The sequence below is a fragment of the Haladaptatus sp. R4 genome (genome assembly GCF_001625445.1).
Classification (GTDB): Archaea; Halobacteriota; Halobacteria; order Halobacteriales; family Haladaptataceae; genus Haladaptatus.
In genome coordinates this window covers 555,593-570,527 of sequence record NZ_LWHG01000021.1, presented here as the reverse complement: position 1 = coordinate 570,527, position 14,935 = coordinate 555,593, and the positions used below count along the sequence as shown (strand labels likewise).

19 protein-coding genes and 1 pseudogene are annotated in these 14,935 nt (G+C 62.2%); 8 read left to right on the top strand and 12 right to left on the bottom strand.

Annotated features, from left to right (window positions below):
- Positions 1–63: 63 nt before the first annotated feature.
- Positions 64–396 (top strand): uS10/mL48 family ribosomal protein, encoded by a 333-nt coding sequence (locus A4G99_RS12450; protein ID WP_066144006.1) that lies wholly within the window; start codon positions 64–66, stop codon positions 394–396.
- 88 nt (positions 397–484) lie between these two features.
- Here the strand turns inward: A4G99_RS12450 and A4G99_RS12445 are convergent, their stop codons facing one another.
- The 6 genes from A4G99_RS12445 to A4G99_RS12420 all read right to left on the bottom strand — a co-directional run bounded on the left by A4G99_RS12445 (position 485) and on the right by A4G99_RS12420 (position 4,524).
- Entirely contained in the window at positions 485–928 is a 444-nt protein-coding gene (locus tag A4G99_RS12445) for a hypothetical protein (RefSeq protein ID WP_066144003.1), read from the bottom strand.
- Between the two features lie 104 nt (positions 929–1,032).
- The gene (locus A4G99_RS12440) at positions 1,033–1,293 is read right to left on the bottom strand and encodes a hypothetical protein (RefSeq protein ID WP_066144002.1); all 261 of its coding nucleotides are present in this window, start codon (positions 1,291–1,293) and stop codon (positions 1,033–1,035) included.
- Positions 1,290–2,861: a Na+/H+ antiporter NhaC family protein gene (locus A4G99_RS12435; RefSeq protein WP_066143998.1), complete on the bottom strand. Its 1,572-nt coding sequence runs from the start codon at positions 2,859–2,861 to the stop codon at positions 1,290–1,292. The genes A4G99_RS12440 and A4G99_RS12435 overlap by 4 nt, the downstream gene beginning before the upstream one ends.
- An 81-nt stretch (positions 2,862–2,942) precedes the next feature.
- A complete protein-coding gene (locus tag A4G99_RS12430) occupies positions 2,943–3,578 on the bottom strand; it encodes a hypothetical protein (protein ID WP_066143995.1) in 636 nt (211 codons plus the stop codon).
- Positions 3,579–3,690: 112 nt separating this feature from the next.
- Entirely contained in the window at positions 3,691–4,248 is a 558-nt protein-coding gene (locus tag A4G99_RS12425) for an SRPBCC domain-containing protein (protein WP_066143992.1), read from the bottom strand.
- 90 nt (positions 4,249–4,338) lie between these two features.
- Positions 4,339–4,524: a hypothetical protein gene (locus A4G99_RS12420; RefSeq protein ID WP_066143990.1), complete on the bottom strand. Its 186-nt coding sequence runs from the start codon at positions 4,522–4,524 to the stop codon at positions 4,339–4,341.
- 158 nt (positions 4,525–4,682) lie between these two features.
- On the opposite strand from A4G99_RS12420, the gene A4G99_RS12415 reads away from it, so the two are divergent.
- Complete coding sequence (locus A4G99_RS12415; RefSeq protein WP_066143988.1) at positions 4,683–5,966, top strand: amidohydrolase; 1,284 nt, start codon at positions 4,683–4,685, stop codon at positions 5,964–5,966.
- Between the two features lie 173 nt (positions 5,967–6,139).
- Positions 6,140–6,457 carry a HalOD1 output domain-containing protein gene (locus A4G99_RS12410; protein ID WP_066143985.1) on the top strand — a complete coding sequence of 106 codons (318 nt, stop codon included), beginning with the start codon at positions 6,140–6,142 and terminating at the stop codon, positions 6,455–6,457.
- 171 nt (positions 6,458–6,628) lie between these two features.
- On the opposite strand, the gene A4G99_RS12405 is transcribed toward A4G99_RS12410, so the two are convergent.
- Complete coding sequence (locus tag A4G99_RS12405) at positions 6,629–7,996, bottom strand: geranylgeranyl reductase family protein (protein WP_066143982.1); 1,368 nt, start codon at positions 7,994–7,996, stop codon at positions 6,629–6,631.
- Positions 7,997–8,118: 122 nt separating this feature from the next.
- On the opposite strand from A4G99_RS12405, the gene A4G99_RS12400 reads away from it, so the two are divergent.
- Positions 8,119–8,448, top strand: a complete 330-nt coding sequence (locus A4G99_RS12400) for a 2Fe-2S iron-sulfur cluster-binding protein (RefSeq protein ID WP_066143980.1) — start codon at positions 8,119–8,121, stop codon at positions 8,446–8,448.
- A 1-nt stretch (position 8,449) separates the two neighbouring features.
- On the opposite strand, the gene A4G99_RS12395 is transcribed toward A4G99_RS12400, so the two are convergent.
- A complete protein-coding gene (locus tag A4G99_RS12395) occupies positions 8,450–9,286 on the bottom strand; it encodes an aminoglycoside N(3)-acetyltransferase (RefSeq protein ID WP_223301859.1) in 837 nt (278 codons plus the stop codon).
- Positions 9,283–9,867: a flavin reductase family protein gene (locus A4G99_RS12390; protein ID WP_066143977.1), complete on the bottom strand. Its 585-nt coding sequence runs from the start codon at positions 9,865–9,867 to the stop codon at positions 9,283–9,285. The genes A4G99_RS12395 and A4G99_RS12390 overlap by 4 nt, the downstream gene beginning before the upstream one ends.
- A 127-nt stretch (positions 9,868–9,994) precedes the next feature.
- On the opposite strand from A4G99_RS12390, the gene A4G99_RS12385 reads away from it, so the two are divergent.
- On the top strand, positions 9,995–10,783 hold the full coding sequence (locus A4G99_RS12385) for a YihY/virulence factor BrkB family protein (RefSeq protein WP_066143974.1): 789 nt from the start codon (positions 9,995–9,997) through the stop codon (positions 10,781–10,783).
- A gap of 55 nt (positions 10,784–10,838) precedes the next feature.
- Positions 10,839–11,000, top strand: a complete 162-nt coding sequence (locus tag A4G99_RS25950) for a hypothetical protein (RefSeq protein WP_190303752.1) — start codon at positions 10,839–10,841, stop codon at positions 10,998–11,000.
- A gap of 3 nt (positions 11,001–11,003) precedes the next feature.
- On the opposite strand, the pseudogene A4G99_RS12380 reads toward A4G99_RS25950, so the two are convergent.
- A pseudogene (locus A4G99_RS12380) lies at positions 11,004–12,153 on the bottom strand (MBL fold metallo-hydrolase).
- A 65-nt stretch (positions 12,154–12,218) separates the two neighbouring features.
- The gene (locus A4G99_RS12375) at positions 12,219–13,256 is read right to left on the bottom strand and encodes a phosphotransferase family protein (protein ID WP_082837805.1); all 1,038 of its coding nucleotides are present in this window, start codon (positions 13,254–13,256) and stop codon (positions 12,219–12,221) included.
- 109 nt (positions 13,257–13,365) lie between these two features.
- On the opposite strand from A4G99_RS12375, the gene A4G99_RS12370 reads away from it, so the two are divergent.
- Positions 13,366–13,989, top strand: coding sequence for a rubrerythrin family protein (locus A4G99_RS12370; RefSeq protein ID WP_066143970.1), 624 nt, complete (start codon positions 13,366–13,368; stop codon positions 13,987–13,989).
- A 50-nt stretch (positions 13,990–14,039) separates the two neighbouring features.
- Positions 14,040–14,405, top strand: a complete 366-nt coding sequence (locus A4G99_RS12365; protein ID WP_066143968.1) for a hypothetical protein — start codon at positions 14,040–14,042, stop codon at positions 14,403–14,405.
- A gap of 28 nt (positions 14,406–14,433) precedes the next feature.
- Here A4G99_RS12365 and A4G99_RS12360 read toward each other — a convergent pair whose 3' ends face one another.
- Positions 14,434–14,853 (bottom strand): DUF5518 domain-containing protein, encoded by a 420-nt coding sequence (locus tag A4G99_RS12360; protein ID WP_066143965.1) that lies wholly within the window; start codon positions 14,851–14,853, stop codon positions 14,434–14,436.
- Positions 14,854–14,935: the final 82 nt, after the last annotated feature.

Below are 14,935 nucleotides of genomic sequence, written 5' to 3'. Positions count from 1 at the left end.
AAGTGGCGAGCCGGAAGCAGACGTTTTACGTAGCAGGATTGTGTACTGCCTACAGAGCTAGCCATGACCTTCATCACAAAAGTACTCCTACAGAGCGGGAACCGGCCCGTTCTCGACAATGTCGTCTCCGACATTCGAGATCTCGCCGGACGAAAAGGCGCGGACTTGCGCGGCCCGCATTCGGACCCGCCGGAACACCACCGCGTACCACAGTATAAAACGCTCTCCGGGGAGGAGGGACGCCAGTTCCGAAGTTGGGACTACACCGTCTACACTCGACGGCTGGAAATCGTCGGTCACAACGACGTGTCCCGCCGCGTCGCCCAGATGGACTTCCCGCCCGGAATCCGCGTCGAGGTCGAACTCGAACAGATTCAGGGCATGGGCAAAGCCTGATTCTCGTTTTTTTCGGTTCTCGAATTCTCGAACGTCCTCCAACTCGAATCGACGGCTGGTAGTGGTGACTCGGTTCCTCGACGCCGACTTAGCTTCGGCTGACGGTGGTGTCGAGGAGTCCGAGACGGCTACTGAAGACCGCCGCGTCGTTCGAAAATCGATACTTCGTCCGCTCCCGTAGCGTCCCCTTCGTGAACACGTAGGAGGCACCCGCGACGTTGGTCCCCCGCACGTACCGAATCGCGTAGCCGTTGTAGTCGTCCGGTTGCGAGATTTCGGGTGCTTCGCCGCCTCCCGGGAGCATCAACATCCGAACCGTGATCGTCGCCGGAAGCATCGAGACGACCCGAAACTCCGATTCCGCGACGTAATCGTCGAAGTACACCAGTACGCTCCGGTCGCTCTGTGCCGCCGCCGTCCCGACCCCTGCTATTCCGAGGCCGAGCGCGCTCGCCGTGAGCAGTCCTTTCTTCATGAACTCCCGGCGCGAATCGCCCGCGTCCGGTAGTTCGATCGAGTTCTCCGTTTCCATCGTTCCGCACCCCCCAAGGTACGTACTCGAAAAGAGGCTTTTAGAAGGCATAAACCGGCCGTAAGCGCTCGGTTACGGAGTTACCTCGACGTAACCGAGTCGGCTCACTCCCCGTCGATGGTTTCGACGAACGTCGCCCGTCCCCTGTGCTCGTTCGCGTCGAACTCCTCGACGCGCAGTCGAACGCGGTCGTCGACCTTGCCCGGCGGTGCCCCTTCCACTCGGAGGACGGTGTCGCCGACTCGGGCGGTCGCGGTTCCGTTGCGCTGCCCGGTGAGGTAGACGTCTATCTCCTCGCCGACCTCGAACGACGGGGTGCTCGTCCGGAACGACCAGCCCGCGAGATACTTGTCGAGGAGGCTCATACCCGCGCCACCTCCTCGGAACGGCGGTCGGAAACGTATTCGAGGCCGAACCCGGTGAGCGCCGAGAAGAGGAACACGGCGAACAGGAACCAGCCTTGGAAGACGAACGGCCAGACGTGTGCGGGGCTGACGACCATCGACCGCGTGAACCAACCGAACTGGTCGCTGCCCACGAGTTGAACCATCGTCGCGTAGCCGACCAAGACGCCGCCGCCCCACGGGAAGATGTAACCCATGGCGGAGCTATTGGCGTCGAGGATGTTGGCGCGACGGTAGCCGTTGATGTTGAACCGCTGCCCGATGCGGGCGACGTACGGCGCGATGGCGATTTCGGCGGCGGTGTTGATGGTGATCATGGCGTTGACGCTCGCCGTCCCGAGCACCATGGTCGTCTCGGCGCGCCGAACGTTGGTCGCAACGGTGTTCAACAGCCAGTTCTGCAGCGCCTCGAAGCCGCCGCCGCGGATCATGATCTGTGCCCCGGCGACGATGAGGAGCGTCAACACGATGAGCGGGAAGAATCCCGTCGCACCGCTGTAGAGGCTTCCGCCGACCGTGCCCGCGTTGTCCGCGTTCACGGCGACCGTATGAACGAACGGCAGGAATCCAAAGGTGCTAGCGAGCGGGCCGTTGTTCGGCGCGTAGAACACCAACATCTTCTGAATCGGCGCGAGACCGGTGACGACGTTGATGACGACCGCGAACACGAGTCCCCACGAAATCGCCTCGACGATGTGGCGGCCCGAGATGGCCGTCACGATGACGATGCCCATCGAGACGAGGTGGATGAGGCCGACCGGGTTGCTGTTCAACGAGACGTTCCCCGAGATGTTCGCACCATCCATCATCGTTCCGGCGATGACGTACCCGACGAGCGCGAACACCGCCGCGGTGAGCGCGTACTTGAATCGGGAGGCGACGACGCCGCCGATGTCCGAGTCTTGCGTCACCGCGCTGACGATGGTCGTGTCGCTGACCGGGGCGAGGTTGTCGCCGAACACCGCGCCGGACAGGATGGCACCGAATAGCAACACCGGGTTCGCACCGACCACGAGTCCCGCGGGGAAGAACAGACCCGAGAACGCGATGGTCGTTCCGTATCCCGTCCCGATGCCCGTCGCCAACAGCGCCGCGAGGATGAAGGTCGCCGCCGGAAACAGCGACGCGCCGACGTGTAGCGTCTCGGCGGCCCAGACGAGTCCCTGGACGAACTTGCCATCCTGTAGCACCTGGGCGAACATTCCGGCCCAGAGCCACGCGACGATGGCCGTCGCGGCCACGCGCTGGGTCATCCCCTCGAAGATGGTGTTGGCGTACGTCTTCCAATCGCCCTTCGCGAAGAACATCCCGACGATGAGCGAGACGAGCATCCCGACGACGAGTCCCGATGTGTCCCCGACACCGAGAAACCCGCTCTGAAATATCGCCCAGACGATGAACAACCCGATGGGGAGCGCGCTCATCGCCGTCCCGCCGTGGAACTCGATGCGGGATTCGTGTCGCGCGTGCTCTGCCTGCGCTAACTCTTCTTCTACTTCTTCGTCACGCTCGTCGCTTGGCGTACTCATTCGTATTTCCCTCTGACATCCTGTGACAAGCGACCGGGGTCGTATAAATGTAGTCGGTAACAATCGACGGATGACGCGACGTCAGGCGGAAATCGTGAACGGTCGTGTTATTCCGGAGGCGACTTTCCGGAGGAGTCCCGAAACTCCGGACCACGATTCGTCTATCGAGTAGGTTCTGCCGCGCTTCGTGACGATACCCATCCGCGAGAGGCGGTCGAGGGCGTCGTCGATTTCCTCGTTGTCTTCTTCGAGCGCGGCGTGGAGTTCGTCCCTCGTCTTCGCGTACTCTCGGAGTTCGGCCCGTATCGGTTGGGCTATCCGAGAGAACTCTTGCATCTCGTGCATGGTCGTGCTCACCGATCTGCTTTCGGTCTTTTCGCGTCGTTCGATACCGTGTCGGTAGTCGTACACCGTGTCGAGGACGAGCCAACCACCCCCGACGAGGAACGCGACTGCGGGCCAACTACCGTCTTGCACCGACACGACCCCTGTACCGAGGACGATGAGACTGAACAGGACTTTGAAGATCCGTCGGTCGATTTCATAGGAGTCGATAACAGCGACGAGTACGCTTGCAAGGGCGACCCCGACGAGGGTGAAGAGTATCGATTCGTTGTCGGTACCGTTGAGATACAACAGAACGGCCAACACGGGGACGATGGAGAGAAAGCGCTGGAGGGGAAGTCGCTTTCGCACTGCTTGGAGGAACCGTTGCATGAGGCGATATTCGTTATGGTTCCACATACAAGTTGTGTCATCAACAGGTTCGAGGGACAGGCACCTCTCACCGAGAAAACTGTGTCTACCGAGCGAATGTGAACCGAGACGGTCACCCGTGATTCGGCGATTCGACGTCATCAACGACCGGCGTATAGATTTCGTAGCGTTCCTCGAACCGAGCGTAGACGCCGGTACCCCCCGTCCGTTTTCCATCCGCTCCAGCGGGGGGACGTTGGTGTTCACCCACTGCCACGCCGTCGAGATACGCCGCGAGCAGTTCGATTATGGTGTGCAATCCGGCCATATCCCTCACCCAATCGTCCGAGCTGTCGGCCGGTGCGGTGTAGGTGAGCGTCAGGAGACAGCCCTCCGGATGCGGTTTCAATTCCCACCGGACGACGCCATCCGGGTTCATCTCCTCCCACCACGTGTGTTCCAAGACGTGTGGCGGTTCGATGCGAAGGATACGATCCTCCACGACGACGTCGTCGTCGTGCTCGGTGACCAACTCGCCCCCGACTTCTCCCTCGAATTCGACGGCGTCGAGCCATTCCCGCAAATGCTTCAGGTCGCTCAATGCCTCCCAGACCTTCTCGACCGGGTGGTCGAGGATACGTTCGAATCGTGCTCTGTAACCGTCTTCCGTTTCGGTGAGTTCTCCTTTCATGGAATCAGATCCTGTCCAAGTACGCTTCCAAATCGTCCAGTCGCTCGGTCCGGAGGGGACCGTACTGCAACAACCAATCCCGCATCTCGCTCAGTTCTTCGGTTCTGCCTTGTACAGCCGTTTTCGGCCCGACGGACGGATACAGTCCTCCCTCCTTGAGCGTTCCCAGTTGCTTGGATACGGCTGGCTGAGTTCGGTACCATCGACGAGTTCGCCAACGCTTCGGTCCCGGGTGGCGGTTAACTCCACCAACCGTCGGTGCGTCGGACCCACCATCAATTGAAATACATCGGCCACGGAATAACGTATGACTTTTCAGAAAGATAACCGTTTCTGCAGACGATGGCGATTCTGTGTTCTCCTTCAGCCGAGCCGACACGTTCCCCCTGGCCGCTTTTCGAGTGTTTAAGACCCCCGCAATCGTGGCCCATGCTATGAGTCAACAGGAACACCGCGACCGACTCGTCTCGCTCCGACGCGACCTTCACCGCCACCCCGAACCGGCGTGGCGCGAGTTCTACACCACCGCACGGATCGTCGAGGAACTCGAATCAATCGGCGTGGACGAGTTGTTCGTCGGGCCGGAGGTGCTCGCTCAGGAGGAGCGCATGGCCATCCCGGACGACGACGAACTCGAAACGTGGTACGAACAGGCTCGCGCGGCGGGGGCACGGGAGGACGTCCTCGAACGCCTCGAAGGCGGCAACACGGGCGCTATCGCCGTCCTCGAACGGGGCGAGGGACCGACGGTCGCCCTGCGCGTGGACATCGACGGCTTGATTCGTGAGGAATCGACGGACGACGACCACGTTCCCGCCGCCGAAGGCTTCCGCTCGGAGCACCCGGGCGCGATGCACGCCTGCGGGCACGATTCGCACATCACGATGGGAATCGGTGTACTGGAGGCGATCAAGGATAGCGATTTCGAGGGTACGTTCAAGGTGCTCTTCCAACCGGGCGAGGAGATGGTCGCCGGGGGGAAACCGATGGCGAAGAGCGGCCATCTGGACGACGTGGACTACCTGCTGGCGGTGCACATCGGCCTCGACCACCCGACCGGCGAAGTCGTCGCGGGTGTGGGCGGTTTCCTCGCGGTGGATCACTTCCTCGCGGAGTTCACCGGCCAACCGGCCCACGCTGGCGGTCAACCGAACGCGGGCGAGAACGCGATTCAGGCGATGGCGACCGCCGTTCAGAACCTCTACGCCATTCCGCGCCACGAGGACGGCCCGACGCGGATCAACGCGGGACAGGTCGGCGGCGGCACCGCGACGAACATCATTCCGGAGGGGGCGTTCATCGACGGCGAGGTGCGGGGCGAGACGACCGAACTCAAGGATTACATGAAGGAACGTGCCGTCCGCGTCCTCGAAAACGCGGCGGCGATGCACGGCTGTTCGGTCGAACTGAGCTCTGAGGGTGAAGCGCCGAGCGCCGTGAGCGACGACGGACTGGTAGACATCATCCACGACGTCTCCCTGAACACGACCGGCGTCGATAACCCGATACGGCGCGACACGCTCGGCGGCAGCGAGGACGCGACGTATCTGATGCAGGAAGTTCAGGACAACGGCGGCCTCGCGGCGTACGTCGGCGTCGGAACGGATCACCCGGGCGGCCACCACACCTCGACGTTCGACGTGGACGAGGACAGCCTCGGAATCGGGGTCGATCTACTCTCGACATCCGTCCTCGAAATCGCACAGCAACGACCATAGGTGTTCATCAACGGGCAATCAATCGCAATCGCGCCTATGCCCGAGACTTGTTAGACAGCAATTGATAATATAATTCCAACCATTTCAAATGAACACGGTAATTTTTATATGCACCCGTCACAACCCTCTGAATGATTCGAACGAGTGTTGCAGTGTTCGAGAGGTACACACCTATGAACGGGAACATCAACGACAGTAACGACGGTGCCGTCATCACGAGTACAGCACAACCGAACCGATACACCAGCTATGCGGACGGGGAGCAACTAAGCACGGCGGTGGTCATGGCACTCGCCGACGTTGCCGGTGTCGATCCAGCGGAGATCGGCGTACCGCTATACGACGTGATCGACCCTGACGCACTCGACAACCTATTTAGCGACAAACACGATGGCTCTCCACGTATGGGTGGAAAAGTCATCTTCACCATTCTCGACTACGAGGTAACCGTCCAGAGTTATGGCGAAATCGTTATTCGCGAGATAGAGTAGCTCGTTTCTGTTTTTTTGCGCCCGCTGGTTCCCGTTCCTTCTTCACGGCTCTAACTGTGATATGCAATAACATCTCATCCTCGTTCCCCATCCTTCCGATGCTCGATGTTCCCGTAATCGAACCGACTTCGGTCGGCGTTCGTCGAACGAAAAAACCGCTTCTACCCGGATTCAGTATTTCGGCACCGCGCCGGTCGTCGCGTACACGTCGTCCATCAGGTCGTCACGAACGTCCTGCCACGCCGCGAGGCCGCGCGGGTCGGTCGGGTAGTGTTCGTAGTGGTCGAGGAGTTCGTCGGCCAGTCGCTTCGTCTTGTAGAGGTCGTAGACGAGTCGCCAGTGATTGCGCGCGTCGAGCGCGGTCTGGAGTTTGAGCTTCGTCCCGATACTGGCACTGCCCGAGTACAGCGCCTCCGAGAGTTTCTCCGCGGGGAGCGCGCCGAGCATCCCCATCAGGTCGTCCACGTCCACCGCGGTCGTGAAGATGTTGTAGATGTCGAGACCGGCGTAGCGCGCACCGAAGTGGTCCATGACTTTCCGGTTGTACTCCCAGAGGGCGTGCTCGCTCGTATCGCCGGTTTCGATGGCCTCGATGGCCTGCTCACCCGCGTACTTGCCCGCGTAGGCCGCACCCGCGATGCCGCCGCCCGTGGTCGGGTTGACGTGTCCTGCGGCGTCGCCGACGGCCATGTAGCCGTGTGCGGTCGCCGAATCGTACGGCCGTCGGGTCGGCAGCGCCGCCCCGAGTTTGTCCGTGACGGTCGCACCCTCGAACTCCGGTCGGTTTCGGAGGTCGTGTTTCAGGTCGTCGACGAGCTCCATCGGCTCCTCGTTCATCTGGAAGCCGAGACCGGCGTTGATCTCCGTGCTGGTGCGCGGGAAGTACCACAGGTATCCCGCGGCGCGGTCGGTCGGCTTGAAGACGAGCGCGTCGTCCCACTCGACCGGCTCCTCGACGTGCACGATTTCGCGATAGGCCGAACAGAACTGCGAGTACGAGACGTTGGTGTCGAACGTGACATTCGAGAAGTCCGTCTTGTCCTGCAACAGCGACATCGACCCAGCGGCGTCGATGACGATGTCGGATTCGTACTCGATGACGTCGCCGTCCTTCTTGGCACGAACGCCCGTGACGCGTCCGTTGCCCTCCTGCGTCACGTCCTGCACGACCGTGTCGTAGTGGAACTCGGCACCGGCGGCCTTCGCCCCCTCGATGATGAGTCGTCCGTACTTCCAGCGGTCGATGACGGCGAGTTCACCGGGAACGGGGATTTCGAGCACCGTGTCCTCCTGGGGAATCTCGAACCGACCGTGGTCCACGCCGGTGTTGGTGAACGCCGGTTGGATTCGCTCCTTGGGAATCGCCTCCGGGAAGGCGTCCGCACCCTTCAACGCGTCACCACACGCGATGTGCCCCGCTTCTTCCTCGTTCTTCCGCTCGATGACGGCCACATCGAACCCCTCACGCGCGACGGTCGCCGCGGCGTAACACCCCGACGTTCCCGCACCGACAACGACCATATCAAACTGTTCGCTCATGTGTTTCGCTACGAGAGGGCAACGAGAAAACTCTTTATCCCCTATTGTGTCGCATCTTCCACGACTAAAATGTCCGGCGGCGTCCATAAAGAGTTTTGCCGAGTTGTTCCGTACGCCGAGGTATGACCGAGTACACCGTCGAGTTCGTCGGGACCGGTGAATCCATCGAAGTTTCGGACAAACAGACCATCCTCAAGGCCTGCATCGAGGAGGGCATCGCACAGGAGTACTCCTGCCGCGTCGGCATGTGTCTCGCCTGCTCGGCCGAAATCATCGAGGGGGAGGTCACCCAACCCGCCGCTCGCGGCCTAACCGAAGAAGAGGCCGAACGCTACGCGCTCACCTGCATGGCCCGACCGCGAAGCGACCTGAAACTCGACCGTGGAAAGTATCCCCCGAGCATCGAAGCCGACGCCGACGCGATGGACGAAGCCGCCGCGGCCGACGACTGAGCTATCTGTTCTCCGACATCCATCTCGTCCCGAACTCGACCAGTTCCCGCTGTGAGAGCAGCGTCGCGTCGGCTTCGCCGACGCGTCCGCGCCGCACCGAATAGTCGTCCTCGAACGCCGCTTCGACCTCCCGGAAGTCGTCCTCGCTCTCGGGTTCCTCGTACGTCACCCATCGACGCTCGCCGTTTTCCAGCACCGGTCCGCCGTTTTGCTCGTACGACTTGCCGTCGTACTCCGCCCGATACTCCGCCAGATGGAGCGACGTGTTCGCGTCCACGCCCAACCGGAGGACCCGCGCGTCGAGGTCGAACAGTCGCGCCAGCGGTGACTCCTCACCGAGCGACGAGTCGTAGGCGTGGTTCTCGACCACGAACTCGGCGTCCGCGCCCCACGCCGCGAACGACGAGACGGGATGGGCGCTCCGGCGGACGCCGGGATAATCCCGGAAACAGTCCGCGATGGCACCGATGCCCCGCGTCGGCGTGAGTTCCGGACGGAACGGCGGCGACGCTTCCTTGATCGTTTCCACCCAGTCGTCGGGAACGGGCGGGTTCTCCCAGTGGGTTGGGTCCGATAGCTGTGAGGAGTGAGCGGGCATGGCGAGCGTCCCCGTCGCCGCGACGACGCCCATCAGCGCGTCCACGACGGCCGGTGCACCGCCGGGAACCCACCCGAGCGCAGAGAGCGACGCGTGGACGAGCACCGTGTCCCCCGCCGACAAGCCGAGTTCCCGAAGGTCGGACTCCAACCGTTCGACCGTCACCGGTTCGTCGCTGCGCTCGACCGCGTCCCCCTCGCCCGTCTCGCTCCTCTCACTCATCTCGCCCGTCTCGCTCATGGCGGCCGCTCCATCGAAAATCGGTCATCCGTGTGGGTGTAGAGGCTTCCCGAGAGGCGTCCGACGGCGTCGATTTTGTTCACGTCGAGTTTCCCGTCGGTCGTCACGTCGTCGTCCACGTGCACCCACTCGACCTTTCCGAGCACCATCGTGGACGCGCCGAGGTCCACCATCTCGTGCAGCGAACACTCGAACGAGACCGGCGATTCGGCGACACGCGGCGCGTTCACGGTCTCCGATTCCGCGCGGGTGAGTCCGGCGTGGTCGAACTCGTTCTCCCCGTGGGGGAGCGTCGCGCTCGTCTCGTTCATCGCCTCGGCGACCGATTCGGTGACGATGTTGACGACGAACTCCTCGGTCTCCCGGATGTTCGTCGGCGTATCCTTCAGGCCGTCCTGTGCGTCCGCGGCCGAGAACATCAGCATCGGCGGTGCGACGCTCGCGACGTTGAAGAAACTGTACGGTGCGAGGTTCTCCACGCCGTCGGTGCTCCGCGAACTCACCCACGCGATGGGGCGCGGAATCACCGCTCCCGCCAACGTCCGGTACAGCGAACCGCCTGCGTCCGGGTCGATTTCCATACGCAGTGAACGAAACGCGATGACAAACGGATTTCGGGTGCGGTCGGTTCTGCCGGGACGGTCTCGTCTCCCGATTCGTCATTTCTACAGCCGAACCAAACATTACGTAAGAAACCCATTGTCCTGTATGAGCGTCACAGAGTCGGCACGGTCGGTCATCGATGTCGTCCAAGAACGGAACATCACGTTCCTCGCGGCCAGTTTCGCGTACTACGCGTTCGTCTCGCTCTTTCCGCTACTCATCCTCGCGTTGACCGTCGGGACACTCCTCGGCGGAAAGGAGTTCTCGACCATGCTCATCGACGCTTCCAAACAGTTCCTCTCCAAGGAAGGTTCGGCCATCGTCGACCGGACGCTAACCAACTCCTCCGGAAGCGCCGGGGCGTCCATCGTAAGCGTCATCCTTCTGGTCTGGAGTAGCCTCAAGCTGTTTCGAGGGCTGGTTATCTCCTTCGAGGAAGTGTATCAACGATTCCCGGACACGGGTATCGTCGAACAGGTCAAGAAAGGTCTCGTGACACTCCTCGCGGTGGTTCTCGGCATCGCGTTGATGGTCGGCATCGGCACCGTCCTCGGGTCGTCGCTGTTCGTGAACGTTCCGCACATCGGGACCATCGCCAGTGTCGTCCTCCTGTTGGGTCTCGTGTTCGTCTTCTTCCCGCTGTACTACGTCCTTCCGCCGGTGGACATGTCGTTTCGGGAGGCGCTACCGGGGACGATTTTCGCCGCACTCGGCTGGTTGGTCCTTCAAGCCGGATTCCAACTGTTCCTCGGTGGGGCGGGCAAGTACGGACTCACCGGAATCCTCGGGGCGATTATCGTCTTCCTCACGTGGCTCTACTTCGCGGGTATCATCATACTGGCCGGTGCCGCCGTCAACCTCGTCGTCGCGGACCGCAGTGCGGCGGCCATCTGACCGTCGCTCCACGGCCATCACACGGAAATACCGTATCGATGTAGTCAGCGTCGCGATGGCTGAAGACAACCGCGACCGAGAGCGAGAGATGCAGCGCGAGCGAAAACGAGAGATCGAGGAGGAAGTCGACCGCGTGGACGAGGACGGCGACGAGCGTCTCGATTCCGACCTCGACGAGCCACAGGTCGAGGTGAACGAGGAAGTCGACCGCGCATAACCGCTACACCGCACAGTTGTTCGGACCGAGTTCGAGTTCGAATGCGGTCTCCGAATCGACCGCTTCTTCTCCGAGATTCACCGACACGATTTCCTCGTAGTTGGCCGGTCGCGGCGGCAAATCGTCCGCGACGCGTGCGACGAACGCGTCCCTGTCGAGCGAGAGGAGCGAAACCGAATCGCGGACCGCTGACAGGGGTGCGGTGAACGTCCCGTCTTCGCTCGGGGCGTCCCCGAGCGAACGTGCCCGGGCGCGACGAGCGTCTCTCCCGGCAGCGCACGGATGCGGTCGTGGAGCGTCGCGTAGAGCGAGTCGGCGAGCGAGCGCGCGCCGTCGCTCCCCGCCTCCAAGTCGGGGCGACCGATGCCGTCCAGAAACAGCGTGTCGGCGCTGAAGAGAACGCCGTCGAACCTGAACAGGGTCATCTCGCTGGTGTGCCCCGGCGCGTGGAGCACGGTCAGCGTTCCGTCCCCGAGTTCGAGTTCGTCGCCGTCCGCGACGAACGTGACGTTCGTGGCGTCGAACGCCAATCCCCGTTCTTCCGCTCCCGTCGGGAGCACCGGCGTCGCTTCGCTCCGCTCCGCAACCGCTCGAATCCCGCTGATGTGGTCGGCGTGGACGTGCGTGTCGATGGCGTAGCGGAGATCCGCACCCCGCTCGGCCGCGTCCGCGACGTATCGGTCGGCGAATTCGCGCAACGGGTCGATGACGGCGGCTTCGTCGCCCGAAATCACGAGGTAGGACAGACAACCGCTGGACGGGCGCTCGTACTGCACGACGGTTTCCGGGTGGGCGTCGATTTCGCGGGCGACGTACACCGTTGCCCATCCGTCCATCCCCGATTCGAGGTTCAACACGTCCAACCCCTCGTCGCGGAGCAGTTCGGCGACGCGTTCGCTCGCGTCGCCCTACGGCATACCGCGACGATCGGTCCGTCTTCGTCGGCCGAATCGAGGCCGAGCGATTCGACGAGTTCCGGGATTTCGCCGCGCACCTTCGCACCCATAAAATCGACGTACGGTCGCTGTACGGTGCGTGGTGCGTCGATGTGCCACGCCTCGAACTCGTCGCGGTTGCGAACGTCGAGTATCGAGAGCGACTCACCCCGCTGGAGTCGGTCGTACAGTTCGGTCGGTGAGAGGGCGTCGGCCATGGAGGACGTACGCCGTGCAACTCCAAAAGAGAACGGCCGTAGTCGGGGGAACCGGTGACGAACAACTACGCCAGCAAATCCTCGACGAATTTCCGGTGTTCCGCCGCCTGCCGCCGTCGCTCACCGGTGGGAACGCCCTCGGTCCATTCGGAGAACCAAACGAGCGGCTGAAGACGCGCCACGGCGAGATAGAGTTCTCGCCGCTCTTCGAACCGGGAATCACGTTCCAACTCGTTCGTCTCCGCATACCCTTCTGCGAGAGCCGTTCGAACCCGTTTTCTGCGGTCGGCGTCGAGCGGTGCCCAGCGACCGAGGTGTTCCTCGGCCAAGATGAGATCGTAGTAGGGAGCCATCGTACTCGCGTGAGCCCAGTCGAGAACCGCCGCCGTCTCCCCCGTTTCGGGCCGTATCAGGACGTTCCACGGCTTGTAGTCGATATGGCCGAGCACCGGGTCGAACGACCGGTCGAGCGTATCGAGACGCGTTTCGACGAACGCTTCCAGATCGGAACGGAGGTCGGCGAACTCGTCGTCGAGGTCGTCGATCCGTCCTTCGTACAGGTCTTCGAGGAATGCTCGCCACGACCGTGCGGCGTCGTCGGCGACGGCGAGCGTGCGGCCATCGACAACCACGTCGCCACGTGAGTTGGAGCGGTCGCAGTCGAGACGAACGTAGCCGAACCGCTCGAAATCACTGAGGGCATGGTACGAACCGGCGAATCGGCCCGCATCTCTCGCCATCCGTTCGTGCATCTCCGGCGTGAGGTCGGCGTCGTCCGCGAGGACGCCCTCACACCGCTCCATCAGGAAGAACGGTGCGGGGAGGTCGGCGTGGGTGTCCACCGCGTCGATAACGTGGGGAACCGGTACCGATGTCCCGGCTTCGAGCAACGACAACACGTAGGGCTCTGGTCGGAAATCCTCCGAAGGTACCGCCGTGCATACCTTCAGAACGAATTCTCTGTCTCCGGTCTCGGTTTCCACAGTGAGAAACGAGACGGCGTCGGTACCGGATGTGATGGGGGTGTTCTCGCGAACTGTCCACCCCGGCCGAATCGACCGAATCATCCGCTGTACCATCTCGTCCGAGAGTTTCCTCGTCACGATCAGTTAGATGTCTGATAGGTATAAATATCTGGTTCTCGCCCACCGGGGTCACGGCGTTGCTCGCATCTCGCCCAAACGTTATACTCGGCGTCGTCGTGTGATGGCTATGAACCCGGACGACTTCGCCGACAGGGTGGGTGCGGAGAAATCGACCGAACTCGACCGCCTCGGGTCACAACAACTGCTGGTCGCACTGACGGGTGCCGACCTCGAACCCGAGGTGGTCCTCACGGCGTCCGCGAACAGTGAGCACAGCGCCGCCGAGACGTTCGCCGAATGGGCCGACGGGAGCGACGATGCCCGGGAGACGTTCGAGCGGTTGGCCGATCAGGAACGGGAGCACTACGAGCGCGTCGTCGCGGAGTTGGACGAGTTCGAACCGCTGGATTCCATCGACTCGATGCAGGCGTATCTCCGTGGATTGGACGACGATATCTCGCGGGCAGGTGGACTGGTCGGCCGGTCGCTCGTCGGAAATCGAACCCTGCTGCAGGTCGTGAACTTCTTCGTCAACGAGGCCGACAAGCGTCGTGCGAACCTCTTCCGCGACTTGCGCGCCGATACGCGGGAAAACGTCGAGGACGGCCGTGCCGTCCTCGCCGAGTGCTGTGCGGACGACGACGATTGGAACCGAGCGTTCGATGTCGCGACCGAAACCGTCCAGATTGCCTACGACGACTACGCCGACGCCCTCACCGGAATGGGTCTCGACCCGAAACCCATCTGTTGAGATTCCGTCGATGTAGCTACACTTATCACACGCCTCCGGCAACACGCGGCATGGTCGATGGCTCCCGAATCCTCAGCACCACGCTCGCGCTGAGCTTGGCGTTGGTGACGCTCGCCGGTCCGTTGGCGACCGCGCTCGGCTTCGGAACCCAGCAGTTTTGGGTGGTTGGCGTGCTGGGCATCGCGCTCGTCGTCGCCTACGCCGCGCTCTCGTACAACCCCGACCTGTACGTCGATGGCGTCTGGCACTTCGCTTTTCTCGTCTTCCTGCTCTCCATCGGGGTTCACTTCCTGCTCGGAACGGGACTGACGGACGGGAACGCCACGGCGACGGAAATCGTGTTGGTATGGCTGTTTTCGGCCGGTGTGGTCGCCGTCGCGTTCAAAACGACCGTCATCGAGCAGTTGCGAGTGTAAAATTGCCCTTCCTCCCCGGATTGACTCCCTACGCGGGCCGATGACGTGGACCCTTCCGCTTCGCCAACTTGTTCCCGACTATCGCGCCCAACTCGCCGGTCAGCGCGGCCAGACCGAAGGAGAGCACGGCGAACGCAAGTGTCATCAGTACGGCGGCGACCGAGAACCACAGCGGGTTGGACGATTCGAACGTGAATCGTAGCATATCGAACAGCATCACCAGTATCGGAAGCCCGCCGATCAGTCCGGCGCGCGCTCCGACGTGATCACGCGTTCCCGTATCCCGGGCTTGGAAGTAACCGGCGAGAAGGCCGCCGCCGAACACTGACACGAGTGATACCCTCGACCCGGTCTGCCAGTAGCTAGCCGCGGTAAACGGGAGCGAGGCCACCCCTCCAAGGATGGCGTACTTCCACGCGTCGTCCAACTGCCGAAGGGAGGGCGTCATGAGAAACAGGAGAGATAACTCCTCGTCAGAATATAGATTATTTGTATATTCTCGGAATGGTAGAAATCCGTCCCTCTCCCGA